Here is a 14,919-nt window from a genome sequence, read left to right on the forward strand (position 1 = left end):
CTGGGGCCGGCGGCCTTCGGCGCGAAGGCCGCCGGAACTCCCGTCAGACCTCTTCGACGCTGCTCGGCTCGCGCCGCGACAGGTCGATGCCGAGCTCCTCCGCAGCGCGGAAGACGTCCTCGTCGGTGTCACGCATCTCGATGGACATACCGTCGCTGGACAGCACCTCCACGTTGAGGCACAGAGACTGCATCTCCTTGATGAGCACCTTGAAGGACTCGGGGATGCCGGGCTCGGGGATGTTCTCGCCCTTGACGATCGCCTCGTAGACCTTCACGCGGCCGGTGACGTCGTCGGACTTGATGGTCAGCAGCTCCTGGAGCGCATAGGCGGCGCCGTAGGCCTCAAGGGCCCACACCTCCATCTCACCGAAGCGCTGGCCACCGAACTGAGCCTTACCACCCAGCGGCTGCTGGGTGATCATGGAGTACGGACCGGTCGAACGGGCGTGGAGCTTGTCGTCGACCAGGTGGTGCAGCTTGAGGATGTACATGTAGCCGACCGAGATCGGCTCCGGGAACGGCTCGCCGCTGCGGCCGTCGAAGAGCCGCGCCTTGCCGGAGGGCAGCACCAGCCGCTCGCCGTCCCGGTTCGGGATGGTGTGCTGGAGCAGACCGGCGATCTCGTCCTCACGGGCACCGTCGAAGACGGGCGTGGCGACGTTGGTGCCGGGCTCGACGCGGTCGGCGCTGATCACCTTGAGGCGCTCGGCCCACTCGTCGGCGAGGCCGGAGACGTCCCAGCCGCGGCTGGCGAGCCAGCCGAGGTGGATCTCCATGACCTGGCCCGGGTTCATCCGGGAGGGGACGCCCAGCGGGTTCAGGATGATGTCGACCGGGGTGCCGTCCTCCAGGAACGGCATGTCCTCGATCGGCAGGATCTTGGAGATGACGCCCTTGTTGCCGTGACGGCCGGCGAGCTTGTCACCGTCGGTGATCTTGCGCTTCTGGGCGACGTAGACACGGACGAGCTGGTTGACGCCCGGGGGCAGCTCGTCGCCCTCCTCGCGGTCGAAGACGCGGACGCCGATGACCTTGCCGGTCTCGCCGTGCGGCACCTTCAGCGAGGTGTCGCGGACCTCGCGGGCCTTCTCACCGAAGATCGCGCGCAGCAGCCGCTCCTCGGGGGTCAGCTCGGTCTCACCCTTGGGCGTGACCTTGCCGACGAGGATGTCGCCGGCGATGACCTCGGCGCCGATGCGGATGATGCCGCGCTCGTCGAGGTCGGCGAGGACCTCCTCGGAGACGTTCGGGATGTCCCGGGTGATCTCCTCGGGGCCCAGCTTGGTGTCGCGGGCGTCGACCTCGTGCTCCTCGATGTGGATCGAGGAGAGGACGTCGTCCTGCACGAGGCGCTGCGACAGGATGATCGCGTCCTCGTAGTTGTGGCCCTCCCACGGCATGAAGGCGACCAGCAGGTTCTTGCCGAGCGCCATCTCGCCGTTCTCGGTGGCCGGACCGTCGGCGAGGACCTGGCCCTCGATGATCCGGTCGCCCTCGTCGACGAGGACCTTCTGGTTGACCGAGGTGCCCTGGTTGGAGCGGGCGAACTTGGCCAGGCGGTACGTGATGTACGTGCCGTCGTCGTTGGCGGTGGTGATGTAGTCCGCGGAGACCTCCTGGACCACACCGCCCTTCTCGGCCTTGACCACGTCGCCGGCGTCGACCGCGGAGCGGTACTCCATGCCGGTGCCGACGAGCGGGGACTCGGAGCGGATCAGCGGGACGGCCTGCCGCATCATGTTCGCGCCCATGAGGGCACGGTTGGCGTCGTCGTGCTCCAGGAACGGGATCATGGCGGTCGCCACGGACACCATCTGGCGCGGCGAGACGTCCATGTAGTCGACCTCGTCGGGGCCGACGTAGTCGACCTCGCCGCCGCGGCGGCGGACCAGCACGCGGGCCTCGGCGAAGCGCAGGTCGTCGTTGAGCTCGGCGTTGGCCTGCGCGATGACGAAGCGGTCTTCCTCGTCGGCGGTCAGGTAGTCGACCTCGTCGGTGACCTGGCCCTCGTTCACCTTGCGGTAGGGGGTCTCGACGAAGCCGAAGGCGTTGACCCGGCCGTAGGAGGCGAGCGAGCCGATCAGGCCGATGTTCGGGCCTTCGGGGGTCTCGATCGGGCACATGCGGCCGTAGTGCGAGGGGTGCACGTCACGGACCTCGAAGCCGGCCCGCTCACGGGAGAGACCACCCGGGCCCAGCGCCGACAGGCGGCGCTTGTGGGTGAGACCCGACAGCGGGTTGTTCTGGTCCATGAACTGCGAGAGCTGGCTGGTGCCGAAGAACTCCTTGATGGAGGCGACGACCGGCCGGATGTTGATCAGGGTCTGCGGCGTGATCGCCTCGACGTCCTGGGTCGTCATGCGCTCGCGCACGACGCGCTCCATACGGGCGAGACCCGTGCGGACCTGGTTCTGGATCAGTTCGCCGACGCTGCGCAGACGGCGGTTGCCGAAGTGGTCGATGTCGTCGGTCTCGACGACGATCGTCTGGCCGTTGTCGGCGGCCGTCTCGATCTCGCCGGCGTGCAGCTTCACCAGGTACTTGATCGTCGAGATGACGTCCTCGACGGTCAGGACGCCCGCGTCCAGCGGCACGTCGGCGCCGAGCTTCTTGTTGACCTTGTAGCGGCCGACCTTGGCCAGGTCGTAGCGCTTCGGGTTGAAGTACAGGTTCTCCAGCAGCGTCTGCGCGGCCTCACGCGTGGGGGGCTCGCCCGGACGCAGCTTGCGGTAGATGTCGAGCAGCGCGTCGTCCTGGCCCTGGGTGTGGTCCTTCTCCAGGGTGGCGCGCATGGACTCGTACTCGCCGAACTCCTCCAGGATCTGCTCGGTGGTCCAGCCGAGCGCCTTGAGGAGGACGGTCACGGACTGCTTGCGCTTGCGGTCGATGCGGACACCGACCATGTCGCGCTTGTCGATCTCCATCTCCAGCCAGGCGCCCCGGGACGGGATGATCTTGGCGGAGAAGATGTCCTTGTCGGACGTCTTGTCGATGGAGGAGTCGAAGTAGACGCCAGGCGAACGGACGAGCTGCGACACCACGACACGCTCGGTGCCGTTGATGACGAAGGTGCCCTTGTTCGTCATGAGCGGGAAGTCGCCCATGAAGACGGTCTGGGACTTGATCTCGCCGGTCTCGTTGTTCGTGAACTCGGCGGTGACGAAGAGCGGCGCGGCGTACGTGAAGTCGCGGTCCTTGCACTCGTCGATGCTGTTCTTCGGGGGCTCGAAGCGGTGGTCGCGGAAGGTCAGCGACATCGACCCGGAGAAGTCCTCGATCGGGGAGATCTCCTCGAAGATCTCCTCCAGACCGGACTTGGTGGGGACGTCCTGACCGGATTCCAGAGCCGACTCGACGCGAGCCTTCCAGGCGTCGTTGCCGAGCAGCCAGTCGAAGCTCTCGGTCTGCAGCGCGAGAAGGTTCGGAACCTCGAGGGGCTCCTTGATCTTTGCAAAGGAGATGCGCAGCGGGGCGGTGCTGGCAGCGTTGTTCGTATTCGCGGTCGAGGCATTGCGCGAGGCGGCCAAGAGGGGGTCCTTCCGAGGGCTCGGACTCACTACGCGCGTACCGGCCCCTCTTCCGTGCACGGAGACAGGGGGTGCCTGATGTGGCGGAATGCCAGGTCAGGCATGCTCTGGTCGTCAGTGCTCGGGCGAGGGCGGACCCCTGGTGACGGGCAGGGGGCAGCTAACAGGCAGCGCAAAGGGTCAGTGTAGCCACTTGGCTCACTGATGTCCAGTGCTGGTTTCCCGGACCGTCTTGGCTCCTCGTTGTTCTCACCACCTGCGGGAGGTCAATCCTCAACGCACCGTGATACTGCCCTCTTCGTCGTCGATCCATGCCTCGGATTCGGACCTTGTGACGACGCGTCCTGAGAATTGCGCGCCTCGTGCGGTTCGTCAAGGCCCCCCTTGCCGAAACCCGGTGCCGCCGGGGTCCCTCGTGGTCCCCGGAGACGGCACGACGAAGATCACCATACTCCCCGTCGCCGCCCACGCAAGGCAGCCGCCGCCGGGCCCCGGACACACCGAAGAGCGACCACCCGATTGGATGATCGCTCTTCGGTGCTGAGGCGTTACAGGCCCGCGAGGACCCGTGAGGTCTTACTTGACCTCGACCGAGGCGCCGGCGCCCTTGAGGGCCTCGGCGGCCTTCTCGGCCTGCTCCTTGTTGACCTTCTCGAGGACCGGCTTCGGGGTGCCGTCGACGAGGTCCTTGGCCTCCTTCAGGCCCAGGGAGGTCAGCTCACGCACGACCTTGATGACCTGGATCTTCTTCTCGCCGGCGCCGGTGAGGACGACGTCGAACTCGTCCTGCTCCTCGGCCTGCTCGACCGGGGCGGCCGGACCGGCCGGGCCGGCCACGGCGACCGCGGCGGCGGCGGTGACGTCGAACTTCTCCTCGAACGCCTTCACGAACTCGGAGAGCTCGATGAGGGTCATCTCCTCGAACTGCGCGAGCAGGTCTTCCTGGCTGAGCTTCGCCATGATGGCGGTCCTTCCACTATTTCGGCTGGTGCCGGGTGTACGGGGTGAGGCGGGCGTACGTCGGGCCCGCTATGGCCCCTGCCTCAGGCGGCGAGGGCCGGAAAGCGAGCCGAATTACTCGGCACCGCCCTGCTCGTCCTGCTTGGCACGGAGCGCGTCCACGGTGCGGACGAGCTTCGAGGGAAGCGCCTGGAAGAGCTGCGCAGTCTGGGACTGCTTGCCCTTGAAGGCACCCGCCAGCTTGGAGAGCAGAACCTCACGGGACTCGAGGTCCGCGAGCTTCTTGATCTCGTCGGCCGAGAGCGGCTTGCCCTCCAGGACACCGCCCTTGATGACGAGATTCGGGTTGTCCTTGGCGAAGTCGCGCAGACCCTTCGCCGACTCCACCGGGTCACCGGTGATGAAGGCGACCGCCGTCGGACCATTGAACTGGTCGTCCAGCGTCGTGATCCCGGCCTCGTTGGCCGCAATCTTGGTCAGCGTGTTCTTCACCACGGCGTACTGGGCGTTCTCACCGAGCGACCGGCGCAGCGTCTTGAGCTGCGCCACGGTGAGACCGCGGTACTCGGTCAGCACAGCGGCGTTGGAGCTGCGGAACTTGTCCGTCAGCTCGGCAACCGCGGCAGCCTTGTCGGGCCTCGCCATAGAGCCTCGGCCTCCTTCCGGGTGATTCGGACCGCGCGGACCCCGAAGGAGGACTGGAGAAAACGAAACGCCCCGGGCGCAGGCGCACGGGGCGTGGCTCGACCGGGACGTACGACAGTACGGCCGGGAGCTCATCCTCTGTCACCTACGCGGGTCGTCCGCAGTTCAGCGGTTCCTTCGGCCACCGTGTCCTCTTGCGAACACACGGCGACGACCAGCGGTCTTTGGCTTCTCAGGGAGAGTACGGGAACGGGGCGGCCACAGGCAAATCCGCTCCCGTGGCCATCCGGCCCAGGGCTCAGCCCTGGCCCATCTCCTCCATCATCTCGGCGAGGTCCATGGTCTCGCCGGCCGGCGGGGCCGTGATCTCCACGGGCTCGTTGTACGAGAGGAAGGTGACGGTCATGTCCAGCTCGCCCTTGCTCGCGTCGCCGCGCATGCGGAACTGCTTGGTGCGGTCCTTCTCGTCGACCCACATGTCCATGGTGAGCTTGTCGACGCCGAGGTCCTTGTACTCCTCCAGGCTCTTGCGGCGCTCCTCCTCGCCCTTCCCGTCGCCCTGGAAGGACTTCTCCAGGTCGGCCAGGGTGACCGTGCCCTCGTAGTGGGTGGTCTTCACGCCCTCGACGGTCTCGGTGCCGACCTCGCGCACGTCCTTGGCGCCGGTGAGGAAGGTGGACTCGGCCGCCGGGTTCTTGTCGGCCTGGGAGGGGCCGCCCAGCTCGTTGAGGTCACCGCCGGCGCCCAGCGCCTCCAGGTCGAACTTGACCCAGCTCTTGCCGTCCAGCTCCTTGGCGGCCTCGGCGCCGCCGCCGATGTACATGACCCCGTCCAGGAGACGGACCTCGACGGTCGCGTCGGGGTCCTCGTCGGGCACCTTCACCTTCATGTCCATCGCGGGCTCGGGCTTGAGCCGCATCCGGGCCTCGCCCTCGATCCGGCCCTCCTCGGGCGTGCGGCCGGTCATGCGGTAGTGCAGCGAGGTGATGTCCTCGGAGTTCTTGGCCGCCTTGGCGACCGCGGCGGCCGGGGTCATGCCCGGCGTCCCCTCCGCCTTCGTCTCCTGGGAACAGCCCACCGCACCACCGGCGAGCAGCAGCGCGGCGAGACCGGTGGCGACGGGCACACGCACCCGCACGGACGTCTTCATGGATTCCCCCCAAGGGACACCAGGTGCCCACAGGGGCACGGGAAAGCGATTACTCGTTCACAGTAAGGACGCGAGACTATCGCGAGTCGGTTCGAATACTCAGGGAGTTTTCCTGCGTCAGGAGCCCGTCTGCTCCGCCAGCAGCTCCTTGAAGTCGGCCGTGTCCGCGGCCGGCGGGCGCTCGGCGGCGACGGTCACGCCGTAGTCGCTGTAGTAGGCGGTCTGGGTCAGCTCCCCGGTCGCCGTCCGGCCCCGCTCCACCTTCTTGACGAGGAGGTCCCGGTCGTCGACCCAGATGTCGACGGTCTGCGCGGTGGCCCCGTCCACGGTGCCGGACCAATGCGTGGTGCGCCGGCCGCGGGTGGTCTCCTCGCCGATCCGCCGTACGTCCCCGGAGGCCAGGAGCTGTTTGAGGGCCTGGTGGGGGGTGGTGCTGCGCATCTGGTCGGCGAAGCCGGCGCCGAGGCCGCCCAGTTCCTCCAGATCGGCGTAGACGTACCTGATCCAGTGCCGGCCGCCGACCCGGTCGGCGAAGGCGTCGCCCATCTTCGCGTAGTACGCGTCCGTCAGGTACCGGGCCTCCATGGCGGTGGTGCCGAGCCCGCGCATCGTCTCGGCGGTGGTGCCGCCGGTGTACGTGATGGTCAGGGTGCCGGTGAGGCCGTCGCTCCAGCCGAGGGCGCCCGCGGCCTCCAGGGACAGTTCGCTGCCCATGACGGTGGCCGACTCGACCCGGGCGGAGCCGGCCCGGCCGACGGCCCGTTCGGCGGCGCGCAGGGCGGGCGGCACGGAGGCGGCCGGCGTGGCCGGCGGGCGGCCCTCGTGCCGGTCGCCGCCGGTGGCGCCGGCCCCGGCGCAGGAGGGCGTGCACAGCAGCAGCGCGGCCGTCACCGCGGTCGAGAAGGCCGTACGGCGTAGCGTCGTGCTCGTCATGTCGTCCCACCCCTGTGCGCGTCACCTGCCCGCACGCTAGCCGAGGCGCGCGGGACCCGTCCCGCAAAGCCTGGACCGCCTCTCCCCCGGGGGAAAGGCCCGGCGGAGGGTGGACGACGGAGACGGCCGCGGGCGTGGGTCGTGAGCCGTGGGCCATGAGGCGTGAGGCGTGAGCCATAAGGCGTGAGCCGTGGGACCGTGAGCCGAAAGACCCGGAAAAACCGGAAAAGGGGAACGGGCCCCGCACCGTGAGGTGCGGGGCCCGTGACCGTCGAGCGAGCCGTCGGCTCAGACCGCGGCCGGGTCCTCCTCGACGAGGAGGTTGCGGGTGCGGTTCGGGTCGACCGGGATGCCGGGGCCCATGGTGGTGCTCACGGCGGCCTTCTTGATGTACCGGCCCTTCGCGGCGGACGGCTTCAGACGCAGGATCTCGTCCAGGGCCGCGCCGTAGTTCTCCACCAGCTTGGTCTCGTCGAACGAGGTCTTGCCGATGATGAAGTGCAGGTTCGAGTGCTTGTCGACGCGGAACTCGATCTTGCCGCCCTTGATGTCGTTGACAGCCTTGGCGACGTCCGGGGTCACGGTGCCGGTCTTGGGGTTCGGCATCAGACCACGGGGACCGAGCACGCGGCCGAGGCGGCCGACCTTGCCCATGAGGTCCGGGGTGGCGACGACGGCGTCGAAGTCCAGACGGCCCTTCGACACCTCGTCGATGAGTTCGTCGGCGCCGACGATGTCGGCGCCCGCGGCACGCGCGGCCTCGGCACGGTCACCGGTCGCGAAGACCAGGACCCGGGCGGTCTTGCCGGTGCCGTGCGGGAGGTTCACGGTGCCACGGACCATCTGGTCGGCCTTGCGCGGGTCGACACCCAGGCGGAAGGCGACCTCGACGGTGCCGTCGAACTTGGTCGTGGAGGTCTCCTTGGCGAGACGGACGGCCTCGAGCGGGGCGTACAGGCGCTCCCGGTCGATCTTGGCGTCCGCAGCGCGGAGAGACTTGCTGCGCTTGCTCACTACTGCTCCTGGGGTTGCTGAGGAGTTGTGGTCCGGGCCGAGCAGGCCCCGCCACTTTCTGCGGGAAGGTGGGGATCAGCCCTCGACCGTGACGCCCATGGAACGGGCGGTGCCGGCGATGATCTTCTCGGCGGCGTCCAGGTCGTTGGCGTTGAGGTCGGGCAGCTTGGTGGTGGCGATCTCGCGGACCTGGTCGCGGGTGATCTTGGCGACCTTGGTCTTGTGCGGCTCGCCGGAGCCCTTCTCCACGCCCGCGGCCTTGAGGATCATCTTGGCGGCCGGCGGCGTCTTGGTGATGAAGGTGAAGGAGCGGTCCTCGTAGACCGTGATCTCCACCGGGATGACCCAGCCGCGCTGCGACTCGGTCGCGGCGTTGTAGGCCTTGCAGAACTCCATGATGTTGACGCCGTGCTGACCCAGCGCGGGGCCGACCGGCGGAGCCGGGTTCGCGGCACCGGCCTGGATCTGGAGCTTGATGAGCCCCGTGACCTTCTTCTTCTTGGGAGGCATGGCTCTCCGGGTCCTTTCATTCGGGTCCTGCCCACGCACCGGGAACAACCCGGACGCAGGCATACCGCACAACGATAACGGGTATGGATGCGCGGCCAAAAACCGGGCAGGTCAGGCGATCGCGTACGCGACTGCCTGACCTGTCCGGACGCTGGTGGTCCAGGGAGAACCGGGTGACCTAGTTCTTCTGGATCTGGTCGAAGGAGAGCTCGACCGGGGTCTCGCGGCCGAAGATCTCGACGAGGCCCTTGACCTTCTTCGAGTCGGCGTTGATCTCGTTGATCGTGGCCTGGAGGGTGGCGAAGGGGCCGTCGGTGACGGTGACCGAGTCGCCCACCTCGAAGTCCAGGACCTGGACCTCGACCTTGCGCTGCGGCACCGGCTTGCCCTCGGCCTCCGCGGCCTCGCGGGCGGCCTTCTCCTCGGCCTCCGGGGCGAGCATCTTGACGATCTCGTCCAGGGAGAGCGGGTAGGGGTCGTAGGCGTTGCCCACGAAGCCCGTGACGCCGGGGGTGTTGCGGACGACGCCCCAGGACTCGTTCGTCAGGTCCATGCGGACGAGCACGTAACCGGGCAGCTTGTTCTGCCGGACGGTCTTGCGCTCGCCGTTCTTGATCTGGACGATCTCTTCCTCGGGGACCTCGGCCTGGTAGATGAAGTCCTCGACGTTCAGCGAGACGGCGCGCTGCTCCAGGTTGGCCTTCACGCGCTTCTCGTAGCCCGCGTAGGTGTGGATCACGTACCACTCGCCGGGCAGGACGCGCAGTTCCTGGCGGAGCTGCTCGACCGGGTCGAGCTGCGGCTCGGCCTCTTCCTCGGCCTCTTCCTCGGCCTCGGCTTCTTCCTCGGTCTCCGCGTCCGCGGCGACGTCCTCGCCCGTCTCGCCCGTCTCGTCCGACTCGCCCGTCTCGTCCGACTCGTCCGTCTCGTCGGCGACGACGGCCTCGGTGCCCTCGACCTCGGTGGAGGTCTCGGTGGCCTCGCTGTCCGAGCCCTCGACGGTGCCGGGCTTGTCCTCGATGGACTCGGCAGCCTCCCCGCGAGGCTCAGCGGCGTCGTTCACGTTCGGGTCAGACACGGTGGCTGCTTCTTCCTGGATACATAGGGGTGGAACACGCGAAAGGGGCGCCGGGTACCTCGGCGCCCTTCGCTTGCGGCTCAGCCGAAGACGTACTTGGCGGCGTGGCTGAAGCCATAGTCAATCAGAGTCACCAGCCCGATCATGATGACCACGAAAATAATCACCACGGTGGTGTACGTCGTGAGCTGGTTGCGGCTGGGCCAGACGACCTTGCGCAACTCGGCGACGATCTGGCGGTAGAAGAGCGCCAGACGCTTCAGAGGGCCCTTCTTGGCGCGCTTGCCGCCTTTACGGGACTTCTTCTTGGAGTTCGGCGCTTCGTCCTGGGCATCAGGCATGTCGATGGAGCCCACGGCGTCCGTCACTCGTCCTCACCTGATTCCGGGTCGTGGCCGTGCCGCGCCCGGTCTGAGCCGCACGGCGGTGCATTGCAGTACGTACATGCGCACACATCCTGGCGGAGGAGTGTGTAGCAGGGCCGGAGGGACTCGAACCCCCAACCGCTGGTTTTGGAGACCAGTGCTCTACCAATTGAGCTACGACCCTTTGTGCGTCCCCCAACGTACCGCATCCGCCCGGTTGCCTGGTGTGCACCGAGTGGCGGCGGGCCGCTGAAGGCCAACGAGGTGAGAGTGTACGTGTTCCGGGGCCGGGCGTCGAACAGAAAGCGCCCGTGGGAGGGGCCTTCGGCCGTCCTTGGCCGAAGATCGCCCAGGCCGCGGGCCGGTTCCGGACTCTTGTTCAGGGCCGCGACCGCGGCTGTTCAGTCTGTGAAACCCGCGTGCCCCGGGCATTTCGGGTCTGGAACGATGGGGTGCATGAGCGCTGCTACCCCTCCCACCGAGCGCCGGGTCTCCGCCCGAGTCGGCGCGATCTCCGAGTCCGCCACTCTCGCCGTGGACGCCAAGGCCAAGGCTCTCAAGGCCGCCGGGCGTCCGGTGATCGGCTTCGGTGCCGGCGAGCCCGACTTCCCGACCCCGGACTACATCGTCGAGGCCGCCGTCGAGGCGTGCAAGGACCCGAAGTACCACCGCTACACGCCGGCCGGCGGCCTGCCCGAGCTGAAGGCCGCCATCGCCGCGAAGACCCTGCGTGACTCCGGCTACGAGGTCGACCCGTCCCAGATCCTCGTCACCAACGGCGGCAAGCAGGCCATCTACGAGGCGTTCGCCGCGATCCTCGACCCGGGCGACGAGGTCATCGTCCCGGCCCCGTACTGGACGACGTACCCCGAGTCGATCCGGCTGGCCGGCGGTGTCCCCGTCGAGGTGGTCGCCGACGAGACGACCGGCTACCGGGTGAGCGTCGAGCAGTTGGAGGCGGCCCGGACGGAGAAGACCAAGGTCGTCCTCTTCGTCTCGCCCTCCAACCCGACCGGCGCCGTCTACAGCGCCGAGGAGGCCGAGGCGATCGGCCGCTGGGCCGTCGAGCACGGCCTGTGGGTGCTGACCGACGAGATCTACGAGCACCTGGTCTACGGCGACGCGCGCTTCACCTCGCTGCCGGCGATCCTGCCCGAGCTGCGCGACAAGTGCGTCGTGGTCAACGGCGTCGCCAAGACGTACGCCATGACCGGCTGGCGCGTCGGGTGGCTCATCGGCCCCAAGGACGTGGTGAAGGCCGCGACCAACCTCCAGTCCCACGCCACCTCGAACGTGTCCAACGTCGCCCAGGCGGCGGCCCTGGCCGCGGTCTCCGGCGACCTGGACGCCGTGGCCACGATGCGGGAGGCCTTCGACCGGCGCCGCCGGACCATCGTGCGGATGCTCAACGAGATCGACGGCGTGGTGTGCCCGGAGCCGGAGGGCGCCTTCTACGCGTACCCGTCGGTGAAGGCGCTGCTCGGCAAGGAGATCCGGGGCCGCCGTCCGCAGGACTCCGTGGAGCTGGCCGCGCTGATCCTGGAGGAGGCCGAGGTCGCGGTGGTGCCGGGTGAGGCGTTCGGCACACCGGGCTACCTGCGGCTGTCGTACGCGCTCGGCGACGAGGACCTCGTCGAGGGCGTGAGCCGGGTGCAGAAGCTGCTGGCGGAGGCCCGGGACTGACGGCCCCTCACCCTTCCACGCATCCCTCACGGAGCACCCCCCGGACGCCGGGGGGTGCTCTGTTCCTTTGTGCGAGCAAGCCCCCGTATGGGGAAACGGCTTCCGGGCCGGGCCCGGCGTGCGGCAGGATCACGGAATGGAGCGTGTACGTGATCTCTCTGAGCTGCCGAAGGCCCATCTCCACCTGCACTTCACCGGGTCGATGCGGCCCGCCACCCTGCTGGAACTCGCCGACAAGCACGGCGTGCGCCTGCCCGACGCGCTGACGGAGTCGCTCTCCCGGGGCGAGTCGCCGAAGCTGCGGGCGACCGACGAGCGGGGCTGGTTCCGCTTCCAGCGGCTGTACGACGCGGCCCGCTCCTGCCTCCAGGAGCCCGAGGACATCCAGCGGCTGGTCCGCGAGGCGGCGCTGGAGGACCTGCGGGACGGCTCGGAGTGGCTGGAGATCCAGGTGGACCCCACCTCGTACGCGCCGCGCCTGGGCGGGCTGATCCCGGCGCTGGAGATCATCCTGGACGCGGTGGAGACGACGGTGCGCGACACCGGCATCGGCATGCGGGTGCTGGTCGCCGCGAACCGGATGAAGCACCCGCTGGACGCGCGCACCCTGGCCCGGCTGGCGGTGCGCTACGCCGACCGGGGCGTGGTCGGCTTCGGCCTCTCCAACGACGAGCGCCGGGGCATGGCCCGCGACTTCGACCGGGCCTTCTCGATCGCCCGGGACGGCGGGCTGCTGTCCGCGCCGCACGGGGGCGAGCTGACCGGCCCGGCGTCGGTGCGGGACTGCCTGGACGACCTGGAGGCGGACCGGATCGGGCACGGGGTGCGGGCGGCGGAGGACCCGCGGCTGCTGAAGCGGCTCGCGGACCGGCAGGTGACCTGCGAGGTGTGCCCGGCGTCCAACGTCGCCCTCGGCGTGTACGAGAAGCCGGAGGACGTGCCGCTGCGGAAGCTGTTCGACGCGGGGGTGCCGATGGCGCTGGGCGCGGACGATCCGCTGCTCTTCGGCTCCCGGCTGGCGGCGCAGTACGAGATCGCGCGGCGGTACCACGGCTTCACCGACGCGGAACTGGCGGAGCTGGCCCGCCAGTCGGTCCGCGGCTCGGCGGCCCCGCCGGAGGTCAGGGCGAAGCTCCTGGCGGGCGTGGACGACTGGCTGAACAAGCCGGTGGGGTGAGTGGCGAGCGAGAGGCCGGGGTGAGGCCGGGCGGGGTGAGGCCGGGCGGGGTGAGGCCAGGCGGGGCGGTGGCGGGCGCGGGCGGGGCGGCGGGTGCCGTGGGCGCGTCCTACGGGTGGAGGCTGACGCCGACCGTCACCGGCTCGTTGACCAGGGTGACGCCGAACGCCTCGTGGACCCCGGCCACGACCTCGCGGGCGAGCGCCAGCAGGTCCTCCGTGGTCGCCCCGCCCCGGTTGGTGAGGGCGAGGGTGTGCTTGCCGGAGATGCGGGCGGGTCCGGTGCCGTAGCCCTTGGTGAAACCGGCCTTGTCGATCAGCCAGGCCGCGGAGGTCTTGGTGCGCCCCTCCCCCGCCGGGTACGCGGGCGGTTCGGCGGCGGTGCCGAGGCGGTCCGCCACCCGGGCGCGGAAGGCGGCGAACTCCTCCTCGGTGAGGATCGGGTTGGTGAAGAACGACCCCGCCGACCAGGTGTCGTGGTCCTCGGGGTCGAGGACCATGCCCTTGCCGGCGCGCAGCTTCAGCACGACGTCGCGCGCGGCGGCCAGCGGCACCCGGTCGCCGGGGGCGACCCCGAGGGCGCGGGCCGTCTCGGCGTACCGGATCGGCCCGGAGAGGCCGTCGGCGTCCTCCAGGGCGAAGCGGACGCGCAGGACGACGTAACGGTCGGGCTCGGCCTTGAAGCGGCTGTTGCGGTACGAGAAGGCGCAGTCGGCGTTGGCGAGGGTGACCGTCTCGCGGGCCTCGCGGTCGTAGGCGACGACCTCGGTGATCGTGCCGGCGACCTCCTGGCCGTAGGCGCCCACGTTCTGGACGGGGGTCGCGCCCGCCGAGCCGGGGATGCCGGCCAGGCACTCGACGCCGGCGAGTCCGGCCTCGACGGTGCGGGCGACGGCGTCGGTCCACACCTCGCCGGCCGCGAGTTCCAGCGTGGTGCCGTCGAGGGCGAAGCCCCGGGTGGCCAGGTGCAGGGCGGTGCCGTCGAAGCCCTTGTCCCCGATGACCAGGTTGGAGCCGCCGCCGATGAGCAGCAGGGGCGTGCCGCTGTCGTCGGCCTCGCGGACGGCGGCGACGACCTCGTCGTCGGTCGTGGCCGTGAGCAGGCGGGTGGCGGGGCCGCCCAGCCGGAGGGTGGTCAGGGGGGCGAGGGGGGCGTCGTGGAGTTCCTGCACGGGCCCAAGACTACGAGACCGCACCGACAGGCCCACCCCCGCGGGCGGCCCCGCCCAGGTCAGCCCAGACGCCGCCGGACCTCCGCCCAGGAGACGGGCAGTTCCCCGGCGGGCGCCGTCCAGGAGGCGAACGCGGCGTCCCGCATCTGCCCGGACAGCCCCCTGGACGTGGGCGCGTGGGCGCCCGAGCGCGCGAAGTCCCGCAGCGCCCCGGGCGACTCCCAGGCGGAGAGCGTCCAGAACGTCCGGCGGAAGGGTTCCGCCTTCAGGGTGGCCCCGTACGCGCCGGGCGCGGCGCCGACCTGCCGCCACACCCCGGGCGTACGGGCCAGGAACCTCAGCGCGCCCCACAGGCTGCGGGTCTCGAAACGGGAGGCGAAGACGTGCACCTCGGCCGTCGCCGACGGCGGCTGGTGCGGCGCGGTCCAGGGAAGGGTGGGCATGTCGGGCTCCTTGTCGTGGTGTCGACGGGCTTTTCCTGGCGTGTCGGGGGGGGTGCGTTGGGAGCGGTGTGGCGGGGGCGGGGTGGTGGCGGGGTGGTGTTGGGGTCGGCGTCGGGGCCGGCGTGTCGGGCGGTTGCCGGGGGTGGGGGCGCCGGGCGGGTCGCACGCGGGGTGCGTGGATCTGGTCGGGGCGGAGGGCGGGCGGCGGGCGGTCAGCGCGCGGCGGGTCCGGTGTCGGGGGTGAGGGCGGGGGCCGCCGCG

At 69.8% G+C, this 14,919-nt stretch carries 13 protein-coding genes and 1 tRNA gene; 2 read left to right on the forward strand and 12 right to left on the reverse strand.

The window, feature by feature from the left end; genetic code table 11:
- Positions 1–43 precede the first annotated feature (43 nt).
- From rpoB to J5Y05_RS19890, 10 genes are all read right to left on the reverse strand, one after another.
- Positions 44–3,529 carry a DNA-directed RNA polymerase subunit beta gene (gene rpoB, locus J5Y05_RS19845; RefSeq protein ID WP_210874369.1) on the reverse strand — a complete coding sequence of 1,162 codons (3,486 nt, stop codon included), beginning with the start codon at positions 3,527–3,529 and terminating at the stop codon, positions 44–46.
- A gap of 576 nt (positions 3,530–4,105) precedes the next feature.
- Positions 4,106–4,489 (reverse strand): 50S ribosomal protein L7/L12, encoded by a 384-nt coding sequence (gene rplL, locus J5Y05_RS19850; RefSeq protein WP_210874370.1) that lies wholly within the window; start codon positions 4,487–4,489, stop codon positions 4,106–4,108.
- 114 nt (positions 4,490–4,603) lie between these two features.
- Complete coding sequence (gene rplJ, locus J5Y05_RS19855; protein WP_210874371.1) at positions 4,604–5,134, reverse strand: 50S ribosomal protein L10; 531 nt, start codon at positions 5,132–5,134, stop codon at positions 4,604–4,606.
- A gap of 298 nt (positions 5,135–5,432) precedes the next feature.
- Positions 5,433–6,284, reverse strand: coding sequence for an SCO4651 family lipoprotein (locus J5Y05_RS19860; RefSeq protein ID WP_210874372.1), 852 nt, complete (start codon positions 6,282–6,284; stop codon positions 5,433–5,435).
- Between the two features lie 117 nt (positions 6,285–6,401).
- The gene (locus tag J5Y05_RS19865) at positions 6,402–7,217 is read right to left on the reverse strand and encodes an SCO4651 family lipoprotein (RefSeq protein ID WP_210874373.1); all 816 of its coding nucleotides are present in this window, start codon (positions 7,215–7,217) and stop codon (positions 6,402–6,404) included.
- 288 nt (positions 7,218–7,505) lie between these two features.
- Positions 7,506–8,231, reverse strand: a complete 726-nt coding sequence (gene rplA / locus J5Y05_RS19870) for a 50S ribosomal protein L1 (RefSeq protein WP_030422038.1) — start codon at positions 8,229–8,231, stop codon at positions 7,506–7,508.
- A gap of 75 nt (positions 8,232–8,306) precedes the next feature.
- Positions 8,307–8,741: a 50S ribosomal protein L11 gene (rplK, locus tag J5Y05_RS19875; RefSeq protein ID WP_004984556.1), complete on the reverse strand. Its 435-nt coding sequence runs from the start codon at positions 8,739–8,741 to the stop codon at positions 8,307–8,309.
- 178 nt (positions 8,742–8,919) lie between these two features.
- Positions 8,920–9,819: a transcription termination/antitermination protein NusG gene (nusG, locus tag J5Y05_RS19880; RefSeq protein WP_210874374.1), complete on the reverse strand. Its 900-nt coding sequence runs from the start codon at positions 9,817–9,819 to the stop codon at positions 8,920–8,922.
- 80 nt (positions 9,820–9,899) lie between these two features.
- Complete coding sequence (gene secE / locus J5Y05_RS19885) at positions 9,900–10,187, reverse strand: preprotein translocase subunit SecE (protein WP_210874375.1); 288 nt, start codon at positions 10,185–10,187, stop codon at positions 9,900–9,902.
- Positions 10,188–10,295: 108 nt separating this feature from the next.
- A tRNA-Trp gene (locus J5Y05_RS19890) sits at positions 10,296–10,368 on the reverse strand.
- 272 nt (positions 10,369–10,640) lie between these two features.
- Here J5Y05_RS19890 and J5Y05_RS19895 point away from each other — a divergent pair.
- Positions 10,641–11,867, forward strand: coding sequence for a pyridoxal phosphate-dependent aminotransferase (locus J5Y05_RS19895; protein ID WP_210874376.1), 1,227 nt, complete (start codon positions 10,641–10,643; stop codon positions 11,865–11,867).
- Positions 11,868–12,003: 136 nt separating this feature from the next.
- Positions 12,004–13,044 carry an adenosine deaminase gene (locus J5Y05_RS19900; protein WP_210874377.1) on the forward strand — a complete coding sequence of 347 codons (1,041 nt, stop codon included), beginning with the start codon at positions 12,004–12,006 and terminating at the stop codon, positions 13,042–13,044.
- 109 nt (positions 13,045–13,153) lie between these two features.
- Here J5Y05_RS19900 and J5Y05_RS19905 read toward each other — a convergent pair whose 3' ends face one another.
- Positions 13,154–14,215: a UDP-N-acetylmuramate dehydrogenase gene (locus tag J5Y05_RS19905; protein ID WP_210874378.1), complete on the reverse strand. Its 1,062-nt coding sequence runs from the start codon at positions 14,213–14,215 to the stop codon at positions 13,154–13,156.
- Between the two features lie 59 nt (positions 14,216–14,274).
- A complete protein-coding gene (locus tag J5Y05_RS19910; RefSeq protein ID WP_210874379.1) occupies positions 14,275–14,658 on the reverse strand; it encodes a DUF3291 domain-containing protein in 384 nt (127 codons plus the stop codon).
- Positions 14,659–14,919: the final 261 nt, after the last annotated feature.

Source organism: Streptomyces tagetis (assembly GCF_018069565.1).
Taxonomy (GTDB): Bacteria; Actinomycetota; Actinomycetes; order Streptomycetales; family Streptomycetaceae; genus Streptomyces; species Streptomyces tagetis.

Excerpts from the sequence above, each read along its gene's own strand:
- rplL (WP_210874370.1), bottom strand. The coding sequence starts at position 4,489 with ATGGCGAAGCTCAGCCAGGAAGACCTGCTCGCGCAGTTCGAGGAGATG.
- rplJ (WP_210874371.1), bottom strand. The coding sequence starts at position 5,134 with ATGGCGAGGCCCGACAAGGCTGCCGCGGTTGCCGAGCTGACGGACAAG.
- J5Y05_RS19860 (WP_210874372.1), bottom strand. The coding sequence starts at position 6,284 with ATGAAGACGTCCGTGCGGGTGCGTGTGCCCGTCGCCACCGGTCTCGCC.
- J5Y05_RS19865 (WP_210874373.1), bottom strand. The coding sequence starts at position 7,217 with ATGACGAGCACGACGCTACGCCGTACGGCCTTCTCGACCGCGGTGACG.
- rplK (WP_004984556.1), bottom strand. The coding sequence starts at position 8,741 with ATGCCTCCCAAGAAGAAGAAGGTCACGGGGCTCATCAAGCTCCAGATC.
- J5Y05_RS19895 (WP_210874376.1), top strand. The coding sequence starts at position 10,641 with ATGAGCGCTGCTACCCCTCCCACCGAGCGCCGGGTCTCCGCCCGAGTC.
- J5Y05_RS19900 (WP_210874377.1), top strand. The coding sequence starts at position 12,004 with ATGGAGCGTGTACGTGATCTCTCTGAGCTGCCGAAGGCCCATCTCCAC.
- J5Y05_RS19910 (WP_210874379.1), bottom strand. The coding sequence starts at position 14,658 with ATGCCCACCCTTCCCTGGACCGCGCCGCACCAGCCGCCGTCGGCGACG.